At 27.2% G+C, this 19,514-nt stretch carries 24 protein-coding genes and 3 tRNA genes; all 27 read right to left on the bottom strand.

All coding sequences use genetic code 11. The features are described from left to right. Positions 1–12: 12 nt before the first annotated feature. The 27 genes from XO12_RS04750 to XO12_RS04620 all read right to left on the bottom strand — a co-directional run bounded on the left by XO12_RS04750 (position 13) and on the right by XO12_RS04620 (position 19,485). On the bottom strand, positions 13–600 hold the full coding sequence (locus XO12_RS04750; RefSeq protein ID WP_047265364.1) for a CPBP family glutamic-type intramembrane protease: 588 nt from the start codon (positions 598–600) through the stop codon (positions 13–15). Positions 601–729: 129 nt separating this feature from the next. Further along, positions 730–948: a hypothetical protein gene (locus tag XO12_RS04745; RefSeq protein ID WP_047265365.1), complete on the bottom strand. Its 219-nt coding sequence runs from the start codon at positions 946–948 to the stop codon at positions 730–732. Between the two features lie 430 nt (positions 949–1,378). After that, positions 1,379–1,454: transfer RNA gene (locus XO12_RS04740), tRNA-Phe, on the bottom strand. Positions 1,455–1,464: 10 nt separating this feature from the next. Then, positions 1,465–1,540 (bottom strand) — tRNA-Val (locus tag XO12_RS04735). Between the two features lie 12 nt (positions 1,541–1,552). Continuing rightward, a tRNA-Glu gene (locus tag XO12_RS04730) sits at positions 1,553–1,628 on the bottom strand. Positions 1,629–1,712: 84 nt separating this feature from the next. Further along, positions 1,713–2,318 carry an RdgB/HAM1 family non-canonical purine NTP pyrophosphatase gene (rdgB, locus tag XO12_RS04725; RefSeq protein WP_047265366.1) on the bottom strand — a complete coding sequence of 202 codons (606 nt, stop codon included), beginning with the start codon at positions 2,316–2,318 and terminating at the stop codon, positions 1,713–1,715. Further along, the gene (gene rpe, locus XO12_RS04720; RefSeq protein ID WP_084822616.1) at positions 2,315–2,974 is read right to left on the bottom strand and encodes a ribulose-phosphate 3-epimerase; all 660 of its coding nucleotides are present in this window, start codon (positions 2,972–2,974) and stop codon (positions 2,315–2,317) included. Before rpe ends, rdgB begins: the two co-directional genes overlap by 4 nt. After that, positions 2,965–3,864 carry a ribosome small subunit-dependent GTPase A gene (gene rsgA / locus XO12_RS04715; protein ID WP_047265367.1) on the bottom strand — a complete coding sequence of 300 codons (900 nt, stop codon included), beginning with the start codon at positions 3,862–3,864 and terminating at the stop codon, positions 2,965–2,967. The genes rpe and rsgA overlap by 10 nt, the downstream gene beginning before the upstream one ends. Further along, a complete protein-coding gene (locus XO12_RS04710; RefSeq protein WP_175419765.1) occupies positions 3,861–4,379 on the bottom strand; it encodes a PASTA domain-containing protein in 519 nt (172 codons plus the stop codon). The genes rsgA and XO12_RS04710 overlap by 4 nt, the downstream gene beginning before the upstream one ends. Beyond that, positions 4,376–5,416: a 23S rRNA (adenine(2503)-C(2))-methyltransferase RlmN gene (gene rlmN, locus XO12_RS04705; RefSeq protein WP_047265369.1), complete on the bottom strand. Its 1,041-nt coding sequence runs from the start codon at positions 5,414–5,416 to the stop codon at positions 4,376–4,378. The genes XO12_RS04710 and rlmN overlap by 4 nt, the downstream gene beginning before the upstream one ends. A 43-nt stretch (positions 5,417–5,459) precedes the next feature. Continuing rightward, positions 5,460–6,155, bottom strand: a complete 696-nt coding sequence (locus tag XO12_RS04700) for a radical SAM protein (RefSeq protein ID WP_231580373.1) — start codon at positions 6,153–6,155, stop codon at positions 5,460–5,462. A gap of 100 nt (positions 6,156–6,255) precedes the next feature. Then, entirely contained in the window at positions 6,256–6,978 is a 723-nt protein-coding gene (rnc, locus tag XO12_RS04695; RefSeq protein ID WP_175419764.1) for a ribonuclease III, read from the bottom strand. Further along, the gene (locus XO12_RS04690; protein ID WP_047265372.1) at positions 6,975–8,861 is read right to left on the bottom strand and encodes a transketolase; all 1,887 of its coding nucleotides are present in this window, start codon (positions 8,859–8,861) and stop codon (positions 6,975–6,977) included. The genes rnc and XO12_RS04690 overlap by 4 nt, the downstream gene beginning before the upstream one ends. Before the next feature lie 27 nt (positions 8,862–8,888). Beyond that, entirely contained in the window at positions 8,889–9,113 is a 225-nt protein-coding gene (locus XO12_RS04685) for a DUF2905 domain-containing protein (RefSeq protein ID WP_047265373.1), read from the bottom strand. Between the two features lies 1 nt (position 9,114). Further along, on the bottom strand, positions 9,115–9,948 hold the full coding sequence (locus tag XO12_RS04680; protein WP_156166121.1) for a regulatory iron-sulfur-containing complex subunit RicT: 834 nt from the start codon (positions 9,946–9,948) through the stop codon (positions 9,115–9,117). Further along, entirely contained in the window at positions 9,945–10,865 is a 921-nt protein-coding gene (locus XO12_RS04675) for a hypothetical protein (protein ID WP_175419763.1), read from the bottom strand. Before XO12_RS04675 ends, XO12_RS04680 begins: the two co-directional genes overlap by 4 nt. A gap of 91 nt (positions 10,866–10,956) precedes the next feature. Next, complete coding sequence (locus XO12_RS04670; protein WP_047265375.1) at positions 10,957–11,418, bottom strand: YaaR family protein; 462 nt, start codon at positions 11,416–11,418, stop codon at positions 10,957–10,959. 514 nt (positions 11,419–11,932) lie between these two features. Then, complete coding sequence (jag, locus tag XO12_RS11460) at positions 11,933–12,583, bottom strand: RNA-binding cell elongation regulator Jag/EloR (RefSeq protein WP_052913149.1); 651 nt, start codon at positions 12,581–12,583, stop codon at positions 11,933–11,935. 25 nt (positions 12,584–12,608) lie between these two features. Further along, the gene (yidC, locus tag XO12_RS04660) at positions 12,609–13,952 is read right to left on the bottom strand and encodes a membrane protein insertase YidC (protein WP_047265376.1); all 1,344 of its coding nucleotides are present in this window, start codon (positions 13,950–13,952) and stop codon (positions 12,609–12,611) included. Beyond that, a complete protein-coding gene (yidD, locus tag XO12_RS04655) occupies positions 13,949–14,212 on the bottom strand; it encodes a membrane protein insertion efficiency factor YidD (protein ID WP_047265377.1) in 264 nt (87 codons plus the stop codon). The genes yidC and yidD overlap by 4 nt, the downstream gene beginning before the upstream one ends. Further along, positions 14,209–14,559 carry a ribonuclease P protein component gene (gene rnpA, locus XO12_RS04650; protein ID WP_047265378.1) on the bottom strand — a complete coding sequence of 117 codons (351 nt, stop codon included), beginning with the start codon at positions 14,557–14,559 and terminating at the stop codon, positions 14,209–14,211. Before rnpA ends, yidD begins: the two co-directional genes overlap by 4 nt. 1 nt (position 14,560) lies before the next feature. After that, a complete protein-coding gene (gene rpmH / locus XO12_RS04645; RefSeq protein ID WP_047265379.1) occupies positions 14,561–14,695 on the bottom strand; it encodes a 50S ribosomal protein L34 in 135 nt (44 codons plus the stop codon). 127 nt (positions 14,696–14,822) lie between these two features. Continuing rightward, positions 14,823–16,499, bottom strand: a complete 1,677-nt coding sequence (locus tag XO12_RS04640) for an HD-GYP domain-containing protein (RefSeq protein ID WP_052913150.1) — start codon at positions 16,497–16,499, stop codon at positions 14,823–14,825. Next, a complete protein-coding gene (locus XO12_RS04635) occupies positions 16,492–17,205 on the bottom strand; it encodes a LysM peptidoglycan-binding domain-containing protein (protein ID WP_052913151.1) in 714 nt (237 codons plus the stop codon). Before XO12_RS04635 ends, XO12_RS04640 begins: the two co-directional genes overlap by 8 nt. 45 nt (positions 17,206–17,250) lie before the next feature. Beyond that, positions 17,251–17,985 carry a Nif3-like dinuclear metal center hexameric protein gene (locus XO12_RS04630; RefSeq protein ID WP_047265380.1) on the bottom strand — a complete coding sequence of 245 codons (735 nt, stop codon included), beginning with the start codon at positions 17,983–17,985 and terminating at the stop codon, positions 17,251–17,253. A gap of 100 nt (positions 17,986–18,085) precedes the next feature. Then, the gene (locus tag XO12_RS04625) at positions 18,086–19,189 is read right to left on the bottom strand and encodes an ABC transporter ATP-binding protein (protein ID WP_047265381.1); all 1,104 of its coding nucleotides are present in this window, start codon (positions 19,187–19,189) and stop codon (positions 18,086–18,088) included. Between the two features lie 32 nt (positions 19,190–19,221). Beyond that, positions 19,222–19,485, bottom strand: a complete 264-nt coding sequence (locus tag XO12_RS04620; RefSeq protein WP_047265382.1) for a type II toxin-antitoxin system Phd/YefM family antitoxin — start codon at positions 19,483–19,485, stop codon at positions 19,222–19,224. Positions 19,486–19,514: the final 29 nt, after the last annotated feature.

The raw sequence follows: 19,514 nt of genomic DNA, 5'->3' as shown, positions 1-19,514 counted from the left end.
AAACAGCCTCCTTCATTTTAGCGAAAAAAGATTTACTATTATATGAATTCCTGATAATATATATATATCTTTTATATAAGTATAGAAAATCAATGTGAAAAATTGATATAAAAATGTAAATTCAAAAAGTTTAAAATTATATGGTATTTTAAAAGTTTGTATTGAATAGTGAGACAATGTAAAGGCTAATGATAAAGCTATATAAATTAATAAAATATTGTATTTTTTTTCTTTAAACGAATTAAAAAGATACGCTTTAAAAAAGTATTCTTCACTAACGCCACCAATAATCAAAGTAAAAAAAAGAGCTTTTCTAATGAAAAAATACTTTAAATAAAAATAAACTATAATTATTAAAAGAATAATATAAAATGGAATATAAAACTTTTTAAGTTTAAAAGTTTTTTTTATTTCATTTTTTATGGATGGTTTCTTTAAAAATGAAATTATTAATAACGATTCGATAACAAATATTATATAAAAACCGTTGCTAAAAAAATTATAATAGGTATTTAGATCATATATTTTAGATAAATTTTTTATAAATATAGAACCTAAAATATATATAGTCATATTAATATAGTCAATAATATCTTTCATATTATCACCTTAAAAATAAAAATTTGCAATAAAATGCGTAGGGGAAAAAACTTTTTTATTTTTATTATAAAATAGTGGTAATAATAAAAATTCCTTATTATAAGATTCAAAGCTATTTAAAAATATGCTTCATCTATGTGTTAGTTTTAAAATATCAGCTGTTCCGCCGCCGCCCGTTCCTTGAATACCTTGTACAGTGCCCTGAATAGTTATAGTATTATTATAACGCTCCGAATAACTACCAGCATCAACTGTAGTAGATGTATTTCCATTCCCCAGAATTTTGTTATTATTTGCCGCATAATACGAACCATTTGCAGTGCCTGTAGATAAATATACAGCATTCATAAAATCCCCTCCTTGGATAAATTTGCATCATCCGGATGAATACATTATTATTATATACTTAAAAAGTAAAAAAAAAAAGTTATAGTTAATAATTAGTAAATTTTATAACATATTAATATTTTATTATATTTTAATTACTAAATGTTATAAAAAAATATCAATATATTATCTTTATATTAGAATTATTAAATTTATATTATAAATGTTTTATAAATAATTGGCAAAAAAACTTTGAGATGACTTGATTCATCAAACAACTACAAAAAAATAATTGTTTACCTGACAACAATAAAAGTAGCAAAAATATTAAAAAGAACAAAAAGCAGGAATATATATTGTATAAAGAAAGAATAAAAAAAGATGAAAAAATGGATAAAAAATAATTTAGTATAAAAAAACAAAAAAATCCCCGAAAAATCGGGGATTTTCGTGGTGGCCAGGGACAGAATCGAACTGTCGACACCTGGATTTTCAGTCCAGTGCTCTACCAACTGAGCTACCTGGCCGCTAATAAAATGGTGGGTGCTGCAGGGATCGAACCTACGACCTTCTGCTTGTAAGGCAGACGCTCTCCCAGCTGAGCTAAGCACCCACTCGTTTTTTCTGGCGCCCCCAACGGGATTTGAACCCGTGCCTTTGGCGTGAAAGGCCAATGTCCTAGGCCGCTAGACGATGGGGGCAATTCGGTTGAAATCTTTTTCATAACCGAAATATATAATATCAAAAAATTTTTAAAAAGTCAAGAAAACAAAAGGTTAAGTTCTTTAAGAAATGATTTCTAATTTTGGAATATTAAGCAATATAGAAAAAAGTTTTTGAAAGGCTCGCTTTCTATGACTGATTTTATTTTTTACTTCTTCACCTAATTGTCCAAAAGTTAAGGTTTCTCCTTCAGGAATGAAAATTGGATCATATCCAAAACCTTTTTTTCCCAGAATTGAATAAGCTATTTTACCTCTTACTTCACCTTCAACTGAGAACAAAATATTATTTTTAGGATCAAAATATGTTGCTACACAAACAAAACGCGCATTTCTTTTTTCAAAAGGTACATTTTCTAATTTCTTTAAAATATGTTTCATCTTTTCTTTATATGATTTGTTTTCCATAAATCTTGCAGAATATATTCCTGGAAAACCGTTTAATATTTCTATTTCCAATCCTGAATCATCCGATATAACCGGCGTTCTTAAAACATGAGCTGTTTCTATCGCTTTTTTTATAGAATTTTCAAGGAATGTTTTGCCATCTTCATTCACTTCAAAATTCTTCAGAATTTCAAACATTCCTTTAATTTCAAAATTTTTAGGTTTTATTTCATTAACTTCTTTTAATTTATGTTTATTATTAGTCGCAAGATAAATTATCATATTCCCATACCAACCTCTTTCAATCTTTTAGCTGCGTCTGATGGATTCACCTGATGAAATACACCAGCACCAACTACAAATTCTCTAACTCCTGAATTATAAAGCGCTCTAATATTTTTCAATCCAACGCCTCCATCTACTTCAATTACTGTATTCAACCCTTTTTCATCTATTAGCTTTTTTAATTTTTTTATTTTCATAAAGATTTCTGGTATAAACTTTTGCCCTGTGAATCCAGGATTTACACTCATAATTAATACTCTATCAACAAATGGGAGTATTTCTTCCAGGAGCAATACAGGGGTATGCGGATTTAATGATACTCCTGCATCGCACCCTAATTCTTTAATTTTTGTAATTGTTCTATGAAGGTGTGTAACTGCCTCATAATGAACTGTTATTCCATTTACTCCCATCTTAGCATAATCTTCTATATACCTATCTGGCTCTATAATCATCAAATGTGTATCAAGATATTTATCTGTAATTTTTCTCACATATTTTACTATTGGACTACCAAAAGAAATATTCGGTACAAATACTCCATCCATTATGTCTAAATGAATCCCATCAATATTATTTTCTACACTTTTTATATGTTCTCCTAATTTTGAAAAATCTGCGGCTAAAATTGAAGGATATATTTTCATTTCCATCTTTTCCTCCTTATTTTTTTATTATATTCTTCCACTTCATTATATATTTTTAAATAATTTTTATACCTCACTTCGGATATTTGGTTATTTTCCACAGCTTCTTTCACACCACAATGCGGCTCATTTATATGAACACAATCACTAAAACCACAATACATAGAATGTTCATGAAATTCTACAAAATATTCCTGTAATTTTTCAGGTTTAAAATCATATATTTCAAAAGCTGCGAACCCCGGAGTATCTGCAACAAATCCACCAAAATCAAATTTTAATAATTCTGTGTATGTAGTTGTATGCTTTCCACGCTGTAGTTTATCGGATATTCTACCCACTCGAAGTTTAAGACCGGGATTAATTGCATTTAATAAAGAAGATTTCCCTACTCCTGACATTCCAGCAAATGTTGATATTTTATTTTTTAAGTGTAATTTTATCTCTTCAATACCTATTTCTTTTTTTGCGCTTGCCAGTATTACAGGATATAACGGTGAATATATTTCTAAAAATTTATCAATTTCATCTTTAGTTAATAGATCTACTTTATTTAACACTATTATACAATTCAAATTATTTTTTTCTACCTGAATAAGAAATTTATCTATTATTAAATAATCTACTTTTGGGCTCTTTAAACAGGTTACTAAAACTGTTTGATCAACATTCGCAATTTTTGGTCTGTAAAGCATATTGCGTTTAGGAAGAATATTTTCTATTTTAGCTACACCATTTTCAAATGAATAATCCACATAATCACCAACTATTGGTGTAATCTTTTGTAATTTGAATTTTCCCCTTAGAAATGCTGTTATCTTTTCCCTTGTTTCTAAATCAAATAATTCCAACGTATTTGAATGAAAACGAGTCACTATGCCTCTGCGTATATTCACCTATTCACCTCCGAGGAAGATATTTTTAATAATATAGTATCGCCTTTATTTACATTCGTTCCCGGCTTTGGTTCAATATCTATAACTGTTTCTATTTTAGTATCAGAATTATATATTTTTATTATTTTATAATTTAATTTGTATGCTGTTAAAAACTGTTCTGCTACTTCCAGAGGAACACCTATCAGGTCTGGTACTTTAAGCGTTTCTATTTTTCCTAATTGTATAAACACGTGCCTTCCTTTTTTTACTCTGGATCCTGCTGATGGTTCAGTATATAATACTGTATCACCAATTCCCTGAATTATTGGAATTAATCCTGTTTCTTTTAGTGCCTTCATTGCCGTGTCTTTTTCTTCTCCTTTTACATCAGGGATGACAACATATGTATAATTATTGACAAAGATAAATATAATCAGGAGTAAAATTAAACCTCCTGTAATTGCCCCTAATATATACATAAAAAAATTGTATAAAAATTTTTTTATACGTTCTCTAATATACAAAAATTTCATTTCAAATTTATTCCTCTTTTTCTTAGTTTTAACTGCCCACATGCAGCATCAATATCTGTGCCCTTTTCAACCCTCAATGTGGCTTCTATGTTATATTCCTTCAATTTGCTTATAAAATTATTCAAAAATTTCTTTGAAGGTCTTTCAAATCCTGCTGGATTTGGGTTTATCGGTATTATATTAACCATTACTTTTAATCCTTTTAACAATTCTGCCAATTCTTCTGCATACTTTTCCTCATCATTTAATCCTTTTATTGCTATATATTCAATAGTCACTCTATTTTTTGTCTTTTCCTGATAAATTTTACAGGATTGTATTACTTCTTCTATTGGATATTTAGCATTAATTGGCATTATTTTATCTCTTATATAATTGTTTGGCGCATGTAACGATACAGAAAGCCTGGTATCTAATTCAAAATCTGCTAATTCTTCTATTTTATCAGCTATTCCAGCTGTTGAAATAGTTATTCTTCTTGCACCAAGATTTTTCATTTTTTTATTATTCCAGTTTCTAATGGCCTTTAATACATTATCATAATTTAATAACGGCTCTCCCATTCCCATTAGTACTATGTTATTAATATTTACGTTTTTTAATTTTTCTATAGCCAGAACTTGTGATACTATTTCTCCAGAACTTAAATTCCTTTCAAAGCCACTTGCTCCAGTTGAGCAAAATTTACATTTCAAAGCACAACCAACCTGTGTTGAAATACATGCGGAAGTTCTATTTGGATAGAATAATAAAACCGATTCTATTGTCTTTCCATCTTCTAATTTCCAGAGAAATTTTGTAGTTTTATCTTTTTTTGATTCCTGAATTTCAATTGGTTCAGGAATATATATGTAAAAATGTTTATCCAGAAGTTCTCTGTGAGATTTGGATAAATTTGTCATTTCAAAAAAATCAAAAATGTTTTTTTTGAATATCCAATCTAAAACCTGATCAACTCTAAATTTTTGTAAACCTATTTTTTTAAATTCTTCAATTAACTCGTCATAAGAAAAATCTAATATATTTTTTTTAACCATTTCAAAGCCCTCCTGATTTAAAACTCTCCTAATTTTACCTTCCTTAAAATACGCAACACTCATAACTCCAAGTTATTTCAAATTCTAATTTTTCTGCTAATTCTACAGTATGTTTTACAGGTTGAACAATTTTATCTGCAATAAAAAGTAATTTTTCCTGTAATTTTTTCCTATACATTCCTTTTGGATGCATACATCCAAGGGTCAATTTTACATTTTTCATAATACTTTTGGTTTCATAAAATACTTCAAATACTTCTTCTATTTGTGGGGGATTATTTTTTTCAAAATACGATCCTTTAGTAGGGATAAAAACTAGAAATATTATTTCATCTATTTTATAATTTTTTAGTCTTTTTAACACATCAATTTCATGTGTTAATTTTCCACCATTCAATCCTATAGTTATGTGCGGTTTTACATTGAATCCTAAATTTATTAAATCATCAAAAGTTCTCCACATTTCTTCAAACTTATCTATTCCATAAACATTTAACATTGTTTCTTTATTTCCAACTAAATCAAAAGATATTGCATCACTAATATCCTTAATCTGATTTAATTCATTATAATTCATAAAACCTGTATGTAAGTTATATTTGAATTTATATTTATCTTTATACTGTTTTAATTTTTCAACAAAATTATATACAGGAACCTTTATTTCTTCATTCATTCCTCCACTTAATAATAATGAACTCATATCAGATAATTTCTCAATATCATTTATTGTTGCCATGTTTTTTAGATAGTGCTTGTTACAGTGTTTACAATTAAGATAACAAAAACTTCTAGTTAACGATATAGATTTTGTATTTTGCATTTTAACAAAATGTATTTTATTTTCCATCCATATCACCACTAAAATTTTCACAGGCCTCTTTTGCTGCCAGCTGTTCTGCTATTTTTTTAGATTTTCCTATTCCTCGTCCATATCTTTTTCCATTTATTATAGCATCAATTATAAACGTTCTATTATGTGGAGGTCCTTCCTGCCTTACAAGTTTATATTCCGGTCTTATTTTTAAATCTTTTTGGGTTAACTCTTGAAGCCGCGTTTTATAATCTAAAAATAATTTCCCTTCTATTGATTGTTTAATAAAGTTTTTTAAATTTTTTATAGCAAATTCTCTGGTTGTTTCAAACCCTAAGGATAAATAAATGGCTCCTAATATAGCTTCAAATAGATCTGAAATTATTGAATGCTTTTCTCTTCCACCAAATTTTTCTTCATTTTTACTAAGTAAAATATACTCTCCTAATTTTAATCTCTTAGCAGTCTCAAATAATATTAATTCACTTCCAACAGTTGCACGGATTCTTGCCATATCTCCTTCATTTAGATTATAATTCTTAAACAAATGTTCAGCTATAATCAAATTTAATACAGAATCCCCCAAAAATTCGAGTCTTTCATTTGATTTTATAGGACGACCTTTTGAATTATAATCATTAGAATATGAAGAATGACAAAGAGCTTCGAAAAGAAGCTCTTCATCGATATTTTCAATATCAATAATTTTTTTAACTTTTTTTACAATTTTCTTTTCAAAATCATTCATTTATTGATTTTCTCCTTAATTTTTTCGTATAAGGAATCCTCATCTAATCCAAATATTTTAAATAAATTTTCATTATTGCCAGATGGAGAATAATTATCAATACCTAAATTTTCAACACTTAGAGGGGATAATCTGTTTTCAACCACAGATTTTGAAAATTCTACCATTAATCCGTTATATTTATTATGGTCTTCATAAATTATTATATGAGAGTTATCGATGTATTCAGATATTTTCGATGCATCAAATTCTAAAGGAGCAGATACATTTATAACTGATATATTTATACCTTCTTTTTTCAATTTATCAGCAACTTTAACTGCTTTATAAGCTACACTGCCATGAGTTAAAATTGTTAACTTTTCTCCTTTTCTTAATATATCCATCTTTCCATATTCAAATTCATAAGTTTCACCAAAATATGGATTACCATTTTCATCTAATATTACAGGTATTTTCGACCTGCCCATTGCAATTACAACATTCCCCAATGTTGATGCAGCATATCTAACTGCTCTATCTGTTTGGTTAGGATCTGCTGGTACTATTAATTTTGTATCAAAGAAACTCCTTACAATTCCAATATAATTGATTTCATGATGAGTCTTTCCATCTTCACCAATATCTATACCACAATGAGTTACTGCTGTTTTTAAGTTCGTATGATTTATGTCATTTAATCTCTGTTGGTTGAATGTTTCATCTAATCCGAAAACTCCAAAATCAGCAAAAAATGGTATAACACCACAAACGGACATTGCACCTGCAATTGTAGCTGCATTATGTTCCTGAATACCTATTTGAACATATGTTTCCGGACTAACTTTTTCAAATTTACCTAATTTTACTGAAGGTTTCAAATCACAATCTACTGCTACAATTTTTCCTTTATTAATCTTGGCTAAATCTGCTATTGCATTTCCAAAAGCTCCTCTATTATCTACTTTATCTTCTTTGGTATAGGTGATAGGTGTTCCTGCATCGGCTGTTATCACATAATCATCAAATTCTAATTTTTTCCTTAATAAAGGTAAGGTTTTTCTCATTTCTTTATATTTTTCTATATCATTTTCCACACCTAATTCCTTTAAAGCTTTATCTGCTTCAACATCATTTAGAGGTGCTCCATGATATTCATGCCTATTTTCCATAAAAGATACGCCTTTTCCTATAATAGTTTTGGCAATAATTACAGTAGGCCCTAATTTATAATTTTTAGCTTCTTCTATTGCATTAAATAATTGTTCAAAGTCATGTCCATCTACTTCTATAATATTCCATCCAGCAGATTCATATTCTTTAAAAAGATCAACATATAAAACATCTCTTGCTCTTCCAGAGATTTGTATATCATTATAATCTACCAATACAGTTAGATTATTTAAATTTTCTTTTTTAGCTGTTCTTCTTGCTTCGGCAATTTGACCTTTTGGTGCTTCACCATCACTGTGCAAAACAAAAACGTGATAATTATTTCCCGTTATTTTTGATGCTAATGCCATACCCACTCCAGCAGATAAACCTTGTCCTAAATTACCTGTAGTCCATTCAATTCCAGGAATTCCTCTTGTAATATGACCTTCAAATATAGAACCTGAATGTCTGAATCCTGCAATTACTTCATCTGGATTTAAAAAACCCAATCTTGATAATGCAGAATAAACGCCAGGTGAAGTATGTCCATGACTTATAACCACTCTATCTCTTTTATAATCGTATGGATTTTTTGGGTCTATATTTGCCAGATTAAAAACGCTCAAATACATGTCAATAGATGACATAGAACCTCCAGGATGTCCGGACTTTGCCACAGTTGTCATTTTTATAATGTCTCCTCTGCAAATTTTTGCTAACTCTTTTAATTCATTTAAAGATTTTTTCATCTATACTCCTCCTTTTATCGTTATAATCTATTTTATAAAAATTTTTATAATTAAGTATAAAAAATTTAATATAATACTTATTAATATTGCCGATGTTATTGGAAAATAAAAGATAAAACCTTCCTTTTTTATTATTATATCTCCCGGAAGATGCCCAAATTTAAAAGGTATTTTATTAGAAAAATAAAAAATAAAACCTAAAAATATCATTAAAATACCTGAAGATATTAATAATTTCCCAATATTTTGCATTTTAATCACCTAAAGGACATTTCTTTTTGAAATATTCGAAAGGTAATTTAACCATTACCGGTTGATTATTTTCAATTATTTGTAAAGTAACCTGCTTTAGAAATGCATTTACTGTAATTACTCTTGCGGGAACGTTTTCATATTCTATAGTCGTTCCTTCATTTGGAATACATTTTAGTGTGGATTCATAAAAATCATTTTCATATGCAAGACAACACATTAATCGTCCGCAACGACCTGAGATTTTAGCTGTGTTTATTAACATTTGTTGAGTCTTTGCCATTTCCATTTTTATTGAATCAAATTTTCTTAAAAACCTTGAACAACACGTCATCTGACCACATAGTCCGACTGCTCCTATCATTTTTACTTCATCTCTTATACCAATTTGCCTTAATTCAATTCTTGCCTTAAATTCTTTTGCTAAGTCTTTTACTAATTCTCTAAAATCAACTCTTGTATCAGAACCAAAATATACAATTATTTTTGACCTATCAAACATATATCGTGCAGATAAGATTCTCATAGGAAGTCCCAATTCTTTAGCTTTTATTTCTGTAATTTTTTTTGCTTTTTCTGCCAACTTTTTATTTTCTGAATATTTTTCTAAATCTTCATCATTTAACTTTCTTAGAATTGAAGTTACTTCATACCCAATTTCTTCAAAAGTCAGTTCTTTCGGTCCAGATACAACTCTTCCAACATCTAATCCCATCTCTGTGTTAACTAAAACCAGATCTTTTATTTTAATATCCTCCCCATTTCCTGCATAATATTGTATAGGAGATAATTTTGTAGTTTCCACACCATATACTAAAGCCTTTAAATTAATCATATTGAGTCCTCCTTATTTTTAAAAAAAGCCTGAATAAATCTTAAAAACATAGTTTGTATAGTTAAGTCAAAATTAAAATTTGAAATAGTACTTTTGGAAATATCTTCACACCATTTTATATTTTCATATATCTTTTTGAAGTCAAGATCGAAGTTGTATAGTCCAAAAAAATAAACCATATTTAATGAATAAAATTCTTTCCAATAATTGGTCAAAGAAAATATAAATGAATCATGGTATAATGCCAAAAATAATTTCGAGAAAAACTTTAGTGTTTTTAGCTTATCGTCTATTTTATTTTTATACGACAATATTTTATCAATTATATTTTGAATTTCTATTAAATTTAGTTTTTCAAATCTTTTTATTAATTCAAAAAAAGCTTCATATTTATAAATTCTATTTTCTATGTCATCTTTTTCATTCATAATATATTCTACAATATTATATGCGTCTAGATCCGGGAATGACTTTACTGTATTTAATATATTTTCTCTTTTTTGTGGATTTTCCAATATATAATTAGCACATTCAAAATCGTTTTTTATGGAATAAGATAAATTAACATAACATTCAGGACATACTCCTTTTATTTTATTCAAAAAATCTGGATTAGGTAATAATATTTTATATAATCTGCTTCTAATAGTAGGTAAAAGATTATACCATCGCATTGTGGTACTTACTATTATTGTAAAGTCAGGAGGTTCTTCAAGAATTTTTAGTGCTGAATTTGCAGCCTGTATATTCATTTTATCTATCTCATGAATAATTATCAATTTGTAATCTGAAAAATTTGGTTTATATAGCAAAAATTCCTGCATTTCTCTGATTTCAGAAATCTTGATATTCCCTCCTTCGGGAAAGATTTCAAAAATATCATTTATGCTCACAGTTTTTTTTATAGATTCAATCATATTATTTAAAACGAATTTATTTTGATTCACAAGACATACTGAGCTTCCTTTAAATTTAGAAATATTGCTAGCTATAATTTTTATCACCCCATTATTTATACAAATCAAGCAGTAATCCATTAATTGAATCAATTTTCTTAGCATAAATAAAGGCTCCACTTTCATTTTTTAAGAGTTCGTCTGTGATTGTTTTGAGATCCTCATTTATTTTTTCTGCTATTATATAAAAATTTCTTTCTTTGAAATTGGCTCTGGAATTTAAAAGATATAAGTTTTTTTCTACCTTTTTTAGAAAACTCTTCACACTTTTTTTGTATTTTTCCAGATTTCTTTCTATTGGAGATCTTTTAAATTCAGCACCGTATTCTTCAATTTTTTCAAGAAGTTTATTTAAATCTTTTTTTATTATTTCTATTTCATTTAATTCCATAACTTCTGTAAAAGAAATCTTTTTTCTTTTCATTACAGTATGACCTTTTTTAGTTTTTTTATTTTTGGTTTTCTTATTTTCAGGTTTTTGTGTTGAATTTCCTGATAATGGATTTATAAACATGCTCTCACCCCCGTTGGAGAACAAAAACGAATATTGAATTATTTAAATGCACTTTTATTATACTACAAAAAAGAGAAATATAATATTTTTTCTAAACTCTGATATCTAAAATTTTAAAATAATTTATACTGTACGTTGTTCAATTAGTAAAGCAAGCGAAAACTCGCAGATTGTCCATACACGCTACCGCGGGTATTGGTTTAAATTTTTATTTTCTATAAAATACAAAAAAACTATTCACCTTAGATTTTTTATAAAAAATCTAAGCGTAAAATGTAGCCGGTCAATTTTGCACGGATGCAAAATACCGAACATGGATGTAAGTCTGATACGACCGGCGAGAATGAGCTATTTTTGAGGATTAACAATCAAGGTTTGAGCAACTTTACTTTTTGGACATCGTATTTATACTGTTGAAATATTTAAAAATAAAATAATATTAACATCTTATTTTGTATTTCATATTATATTATAAAAAAGAAAAAGGGGCATTCCCTTTTTCTTTTTTATATTTCTATGCTTTAATATGAGACTTTGCAAGTTTTATAACAACTTTTCTATAAGGTTCTAATCCAATAGATTCTGTTTCTAAATCAGGATAATTCTTTCTTACATACTCATGGACAATACGCCTTTCATATGAAAACATAGGAGCTAATTCGATTCTTTCATTTTCTTCATTTAATCTTTTAATAGCATTATCAACTATTTCATAAATTTTTTCCTTTTTCTTTCGTCTATATTCCCCTACATCCAGATTAACATCTATTTTTGTGCTTGATAATCTATTAATGTATATTGAAAGTATATGTTGCATAGCTCCAATAGTTCTTCCATATTTACCTATTAATTTTCCCAAACCTTCTCCTTCCATTCTTATCAATACGTTCTTACCCTGAAAATTTATTGAATAATTAAAATCTCCATCAAAATTTTCCAGAATAGAACTTAAAAATTCATTTAATCTGTTCATCAAGTATTTTTCATTTAAAAAAGCGTTAATAATCGCCATTTTATTCCCTATTCCCAAAAATCCTTTTTTAGGTTGTTGAATAACTTCAAAACTTATTTCTTCTGGAGAAACACTATAAAATTTCACCGCTTCATTAAACGCTAAATCTATACTTTTACCTTCAAAGTTTTTTTCTCGAATCTTAATATTCACTTTGAGCACCTCCTAATTATTGCAACTATTTTGATGTTTTATAGGGTTTAGGCCCTAAACCAAGAAATTCTCTCAATGTTAAACCTTTTATATGATTTTTCTTATTAACATAAGCAGTAATAAATACCTGTAAAATCGCATTGGTTACCCAGTAAATAAATATACCCGTTGGCAATCCTATGAATAAAAATGGAAATACTACCATCATAATAGCTGTGTTCCATGCAGTTTTTCTATCAGTTGCAGATTGCAATGAGTTATATAAATAGGCTCCAACACTTAAAAGCACTAAAATTATATTCTGGGAAAATCCACCCTGAGATAAATCTGTCCATAGCAAAAATCTCGGATTATACGCAAAAGTTCCCTGATAATAATTAATAGCTCCATATAATATCCAGAATATTGGAAGTTGTATAAAAGCTGTCAAACAGCCTCCAGCTGGATTTATTTTATGTTCTTTATATAATTCCATTAATGCCTGTTGTTGTCTTTGTGGGTCTTTATATTTTTTCTTTATCTTTTCTATTTCAGGTTGCAACTTTCTCATTTCTATCATAGATTTAGTTTGTTTATGATACAAAGGATATAAAATTAATCTTATAACTAAAGTAAATATCATTATAGCCCAACCAAAATTTCCTGTAAATCTATATAACCACCATAAAAATGTTACAAATCCATAATTTATATACCATAACCAATTAATTGCACCAACAGTTTTGGATAATTCCCTTATTCTATCGTATTTTTGTGGGAAAACCTGTTTAATGAATATATATTTTCTCGGACCCATATATGCTTTAAAAGTTTTATCAGTTGTAATTTGAATAGACTGGTCTTCAATATTCAAGTCTGAGGCATCAAATATGAAAATGGATTTTATAGGTTTTTCAAGATAAGATATTAATAATTCATTTTCAACAGCAACTGTGTTAGGATACGAGATAGTAGGAATTATCACTTTTCCGTATAAATTTTTAAAAGAAATCTCAAAATCATAATATGGAGTGTTGAAAAATTTATAACTCTTTATTCCTCCATTTTCAAAATAAAAATTCAATTCTACGAATTTATTTATATGATCTTCTGAAATATCAAAAGAAGTTGGCAATAATTCATTACCATTTTCGTCATATATATCAAAACTATCATTATAATAACTATAAATTTTGGTGAATAATGTATTGCTTCTATCTTGTAATATTTCAAAACTTTTCATATGCCCCAGATTATCAAAAGAAACTTTATATAATCTCATTTGCAAATTAATTTCTGTTGAAGACGAAGTAATGCTATATTCTGGTGTTTGTGAAAAAACAAAAACTCCTAGGACTATAAGTCCTATAATTAAAAGTACTTTCTTCAATTTTTTACACCCCTTTGTTTATTTTTTATTTGTGGTATAAACGAAAATTTTTCTGGTACTGGATCAATCCCGCCCTGATGGAAAGGATGGCATCTGAGAATTCTTAATATTCCTAAATACATTCCTTTAAATGCACCAAATTTTTCAATTGCTTCATATGTATATGTTGAACATGTTGGATAATAAATACACTTTGAAGGTTTATAAGGCGAAATGTTTTTTTTGTAAAACTTTATAAACCATAATAATAATCTTTTCATTTTATACGCTCCATTATATCTAAAATAATATTTTTAATATTATTAAAAGACATATTATCAAAATCTTTAGAAAGCTTTTTTCTTGGCAAAAATACAATATCATAATCTTGTGGAAAGAGACCTTTATTCTTTCGATATATTTCCCGAATATATCTTTTTAATCTATTCCTTTTATAAGCTTTTCCAAATTTTCTTTTTATAGTAATACCAATTCTTGAAAAATTTAAATTATTTTTGGTATAAACTATTACAAAATACTTATCAATATGTCTCTTTCCACAAGAAAAAACTTTGTCAAAATCCTTTTTAAAATGAATTCTTTCTTTTTTTTTAAAAGTCTCTTTCATATCAAACAGCTAATCTTTTTCTTCCTTTTGCTCTTCTTCTTCTTAAAACAGCCCTTCCACCTGGAGTTTTAGTTCTTGCTAAAAATCCATGTGTTCTTCTTCTCTTTCTTCTTGAAGGTTGGTATGTTCTTTTCATTAGAATTCCTCCTTTTAAAATTTTTCTATATATACCTTCACCTATTATACCCTTAAAATATTTTTTATGTCAATATAAAAAGTTACAATTATTTTGTTTTTAAGAAAAAATTCGGGACATCCCGAATTTAATGTAACATTTTTAATTGTTCCTGGCGTAAATTGATGATTTGAATTAATTTTGTATATTCTTCATCTGTGATTTCACCTATTTTAAAATCACAATGATAATAACCACTAAAAATTTCCTCTTTATATATAATTTCACCTACTAAATTAATTTTCAACTTCATAGCTTCAAAGGTTATTAAAATTTTTTTATCTGACATTTTGTTTATTTTATCTTTCAATGCATAAAAAATTATATTTTTATTTGAAATACTCTCTATGTTAATTTTAAAAGCTTTTTCATTATCAAGACGCCACACATATTTATTTACAAAAACAACCCTTTTTAGTGGAACTCCTATACCATTCAAATTCCATTTTACAGAAATAATTTCATTTTCTTCAATATCTTTATTAATTTTCAAAATATATCCTAAACGATTTTTTCCAACTATTGTACAATTTTTTAGAATAGAATTGTTTCCAGAATAATATTCCAGGTAAATTTCTTTCTTCATTTCAAGAAATTTTTCATTAATATTAATAATATCTTTTTCAATTTCCACTGTTTTTATTGGGAGATATAGATTAATATAATCTTTTTTGAGATCAATAATTTTAGCATCAATCCTTATATCTTTACCTTTATAATCAAACGTAACAAATACATCATTATATTTCATAAATGTGTTTTGAGATAATCCTCCATAAAATTCAGGTATTATTTTTATAACAGCTTTTACTATTTTTTCATCTAACTTATTGTTTTCTACCATTTTTAATAATATTTTTATTGCATCTTTTATTTTCATTGCCTTTCTCCACGGCCTATTTGAAAGCAACGCATCAACTACTTCAGCAACAGCTAAAATTCTTGATAATATAGAAAGGTCGTATTTGCTTTTCTTTGAATATCCACTACCGTCAAGATACTCATGATGATTTTTAGCTATTTCAACAAATTCTAAAAAATAATCATTTCCAGCAAATAAAAACTCTAATTTTTGTGTGTGCTGCTTTATCTGTTCCAATTCAGGTTGTGTAAGTTTCTCAGATTTTTGGAGAATATCTTTAGATATCCATATTTCTCCAAGATCATGTATTAAAGCTGCATAATATACTTTTTCAATATCTTCCTGTTTTAAACTTAATTTCTCAGCAATAAGAACTGATAAATCTGCTATTCTCAGGGAATGATAATAAGTGTATGCATCATGAGCTTTTAATATATAAAATAATGAATTTATTGTTTGCTCAATTGAATACTCTTTCAAAATATAGTCTTTGGTATCTAAAATAATGGTTAAAAAACTTTTCAAATGTTCATAAAAAAGGTCTTTTAACGTATTAATATTATCATACTTTGTTGTTTTATCTATTAATACATATATAAATCCAACAACTTCTTTCCTAAAAATAATATTTTGACCAACAGCAAAATAATCTTCTTTACCTTCGAAAAAATGTTTGTTAATAGATTCTTCATACAGAACCGAGTCAAAATTATTTACAAGAAATTTCTCTTCTACGGAGAAATACATGCCGTTTATAGAAAAATCAAAATCCATCTTTTCAGAGTCAAAATAAGTAATAACTCTAAACAAATTTTCTGATATTTTTATACCTAAAATCAATCTGAAATTTGAAATAGGCATATTTGCAATAATTGAATTTATTGCATCATAATGGTTAATCATTTATTTCACCTTTACCTTTAAAATTTTTTGATGTGCCAACAATAATAAACATACCATCTTTTAACAATTCCGGTGATTTTATATTATTAATTTTCAACAAATAATCTATAGAAACACCAAAAATCCTTGAAATACTATATAATGTATCTCCATTTTTTACTTTATAATAAATATAATTATCTTCTTTTAAATCTTCTTTATAAAATTTTTCAAATACTGAATTATCTAAAGAATATATTTCTCTTGGAAATGTATCTTTTATAACAAATGAAAAATTATTCAAATTTAAATTCGTACTTTCCTGACTAATCTTTACACCATGAAGAGAAACATTTTTGTATAAAATTAATATAGAAATATTAGCATTTTTTATTTCTTCATTATATTTATTTATTATGCTATTTGAACCGTACACAGTAAAATCGCTATTTGAATAATCTTCTTTTCTTTCAATTAATCCCAATACAAAAATCTCATTACTTTTATATAAATATTTTGTGTAGGGTAAATAATAAAAATCATTTTTAAATTCTAAATTAGCAAGTAAAAACGGCATGTTTACGTCAAAAAGTCCTTCATTCAACGAAATTCCTAAAAGGGGTTTGTATGCAGGAATTTCATAATATCCTTTTCCGCTTTTTGAAAAATTTATTGAAAATATAATAATGCTATATATTAAAATTATGAAAATTATTATCTTTTTCATATAATCCCTCCTGAATTTTATCAGGATAATTATATCATAAAATAATTAAATTTCATTATATATATCAATAAAAATACATTCTAAATTAAATTCTTTTTCCAATAATTTTGCAATAGATTTTACTCCAAATGTTTCTGTTGAATAATGTCCAGCATTTATATAATTTATCCCCATTTCTTTTGAAATATTTCTAATATGTTCCTTAACCTCTCCAGTTATATATGTATCAACTTTACCTTCAAGTGACTCTAAAGCATAAGAACCTCCACCTGATATAATAGCAACTTTTTTTACGTAATTTTTAGTTTTATATATTAATAAATCATCACGTTCAAATATATTTTTCAATTTTTTTTCAAAAACATCAAATTCTACTGCTGAATCATATTCGCAAATAAAACCAACATCAATAGGTTCTAATATTTTCAAATCAAGCTTTTTAGCAATCTGTACATTATTTCCATATTCAGGATGTGCATCAAGCGGTAAATGATATCCCATCAAAGTTAAATTATTTTTAATCAGTGGCGATATTCTGTTTTTCAAATATCCGCGTATTTTGAAAAAACCTTTTCCAAAAATCCCGTGATGAACCAATAACATATCAGCATTAATTTTTAATGCTTCATCTAAAAACTCCTTATTAAAAGATACTCCAATGGCTACTTTATTCACTTCATATTTTCCTTCAATCTGTATTCCATTAAAACAAAAATCATTAAATTTATCAATTTCTAAAAGATTATTTAAATAATTTTCTATATCAAAAATATTTGCCATATTTACACCTCCATATTAATTATAACAAAAATAGCTAATAAACAAAAATAACGAGGCCCAGAAAAGGGCCTCTAATTTATTAATTAATAAGACTACTTTTTTAAATAACTGCTAATTCTGTTTCCTTATCAAATACATGCATTGTTTCCATTTCCAAAATAAGTTCTACTTCTGTATCTTCTTTAGCTTTTGTAGTTGGATCAACTTTAGCAACTAACGCTTGACCTGCTATATTTACATGCAATAATGTTTCACTACCTAATGGTTCTGCAACATCTACAACACCTTTTATAACATCATTAGTATGTTCTCCTTTATATATAGATTTATCATGAATATTTTCCGGTCTAATACCAAAAATAACATCTTTATCTACATAAGACTCCAATTTTTCTTCAAATTCTTTTGGTACTTTCACTTTAAAGCCGTTTGATGCTATCCATAATCCACCTTCTCCTCTGATTACACTTGCTTCCAAGAAATTCATAGGAGGTGTTCCAATAAATCCTGCAACAAATTTGTTTGTTGGTTTGAAGTATACATCATATGGAGAACCAATTTGTTGGATTACACCATCTTTCATAATAACAATTTTATCAGCCATAGTCATAGCTTCAACTTGGTCATGTGTAACATAAACAATTGTTGCATTTAATCTATGATGTAATTTTTTCAACTCACTTCTCATTTGAACCCTTAATTTAGCATCTAAGTTTGATAAAGGTTCATCAAATAAAAATACTTTTGGATCCCTAACTATAGCTCTACCAACTGCTACCCTTTGTCTTTGACCACCGGATAATTGCTTTGGCTTCCTGTCTAATAAATGTGCAATATCTAAAATTTTAGCTGCATTTTTAACCCTTGCATCTATTTCATCTTTAGGAAATTTTCTTAATTTCAATCCAAACGCCATATTATCATATACTGTCATATGAGGATAAAGAGCATAATTCTGGAAAACAAAAGCAATATCTCTATCTTTTGGTTCAACATCGTTAACAACTTTACCATCAATTATTAATTTCCCATTTGTGATCTCTTCTAAACCAGCAATCATTCTCAAAGTTGTAGTTTTACCACAACCAGATGGCCCTAATAATACGCAAAATTCTTTGTCTTCAATCGTAAAACTTGCATTTTTTACAGCATGAAACCCATTAGGGTAAACTTTATCAATATTTTCTAATACAACTTGTGCCATTTAAAACACCTCCATATTATTCATATAAACTATTATTCATCTAAACTTTCAATCTCTTTAAATAAATCTTTTATTTCATTATATTTACCAGGTTCTCCGATCTCCATTAAATATAAATCTCTTATTTCGTCAATAAAGTTCATTAATTTTTTAAATCGTTCAAAATCAATCAAAACGAATTCTGGTTTCCCGTTTTTGGTTATTACTACAAAATTTTTTTTTGATTCTTCTGCAGCTTTAGAAAATTTAGCTTTCGCTTCCGCAATACTATAAAATTTCAAATTTTCAATATCCATAAAAAACCCCCTTGACTATAATTATAGTC

The sequence above is a fragment of the Marinitoga sp. 1154 genome, assembly GCF_013363285.1.
Lineage (GTDB): Bacteria > Thermotogota > Thermotogae > Petrotogales > Petrotogaceae > Marinitoga.
Note: the sequence above shows the minus strand (reverse complement) of the source record. Positions and strands in the feature narration are given on the sequence as shown.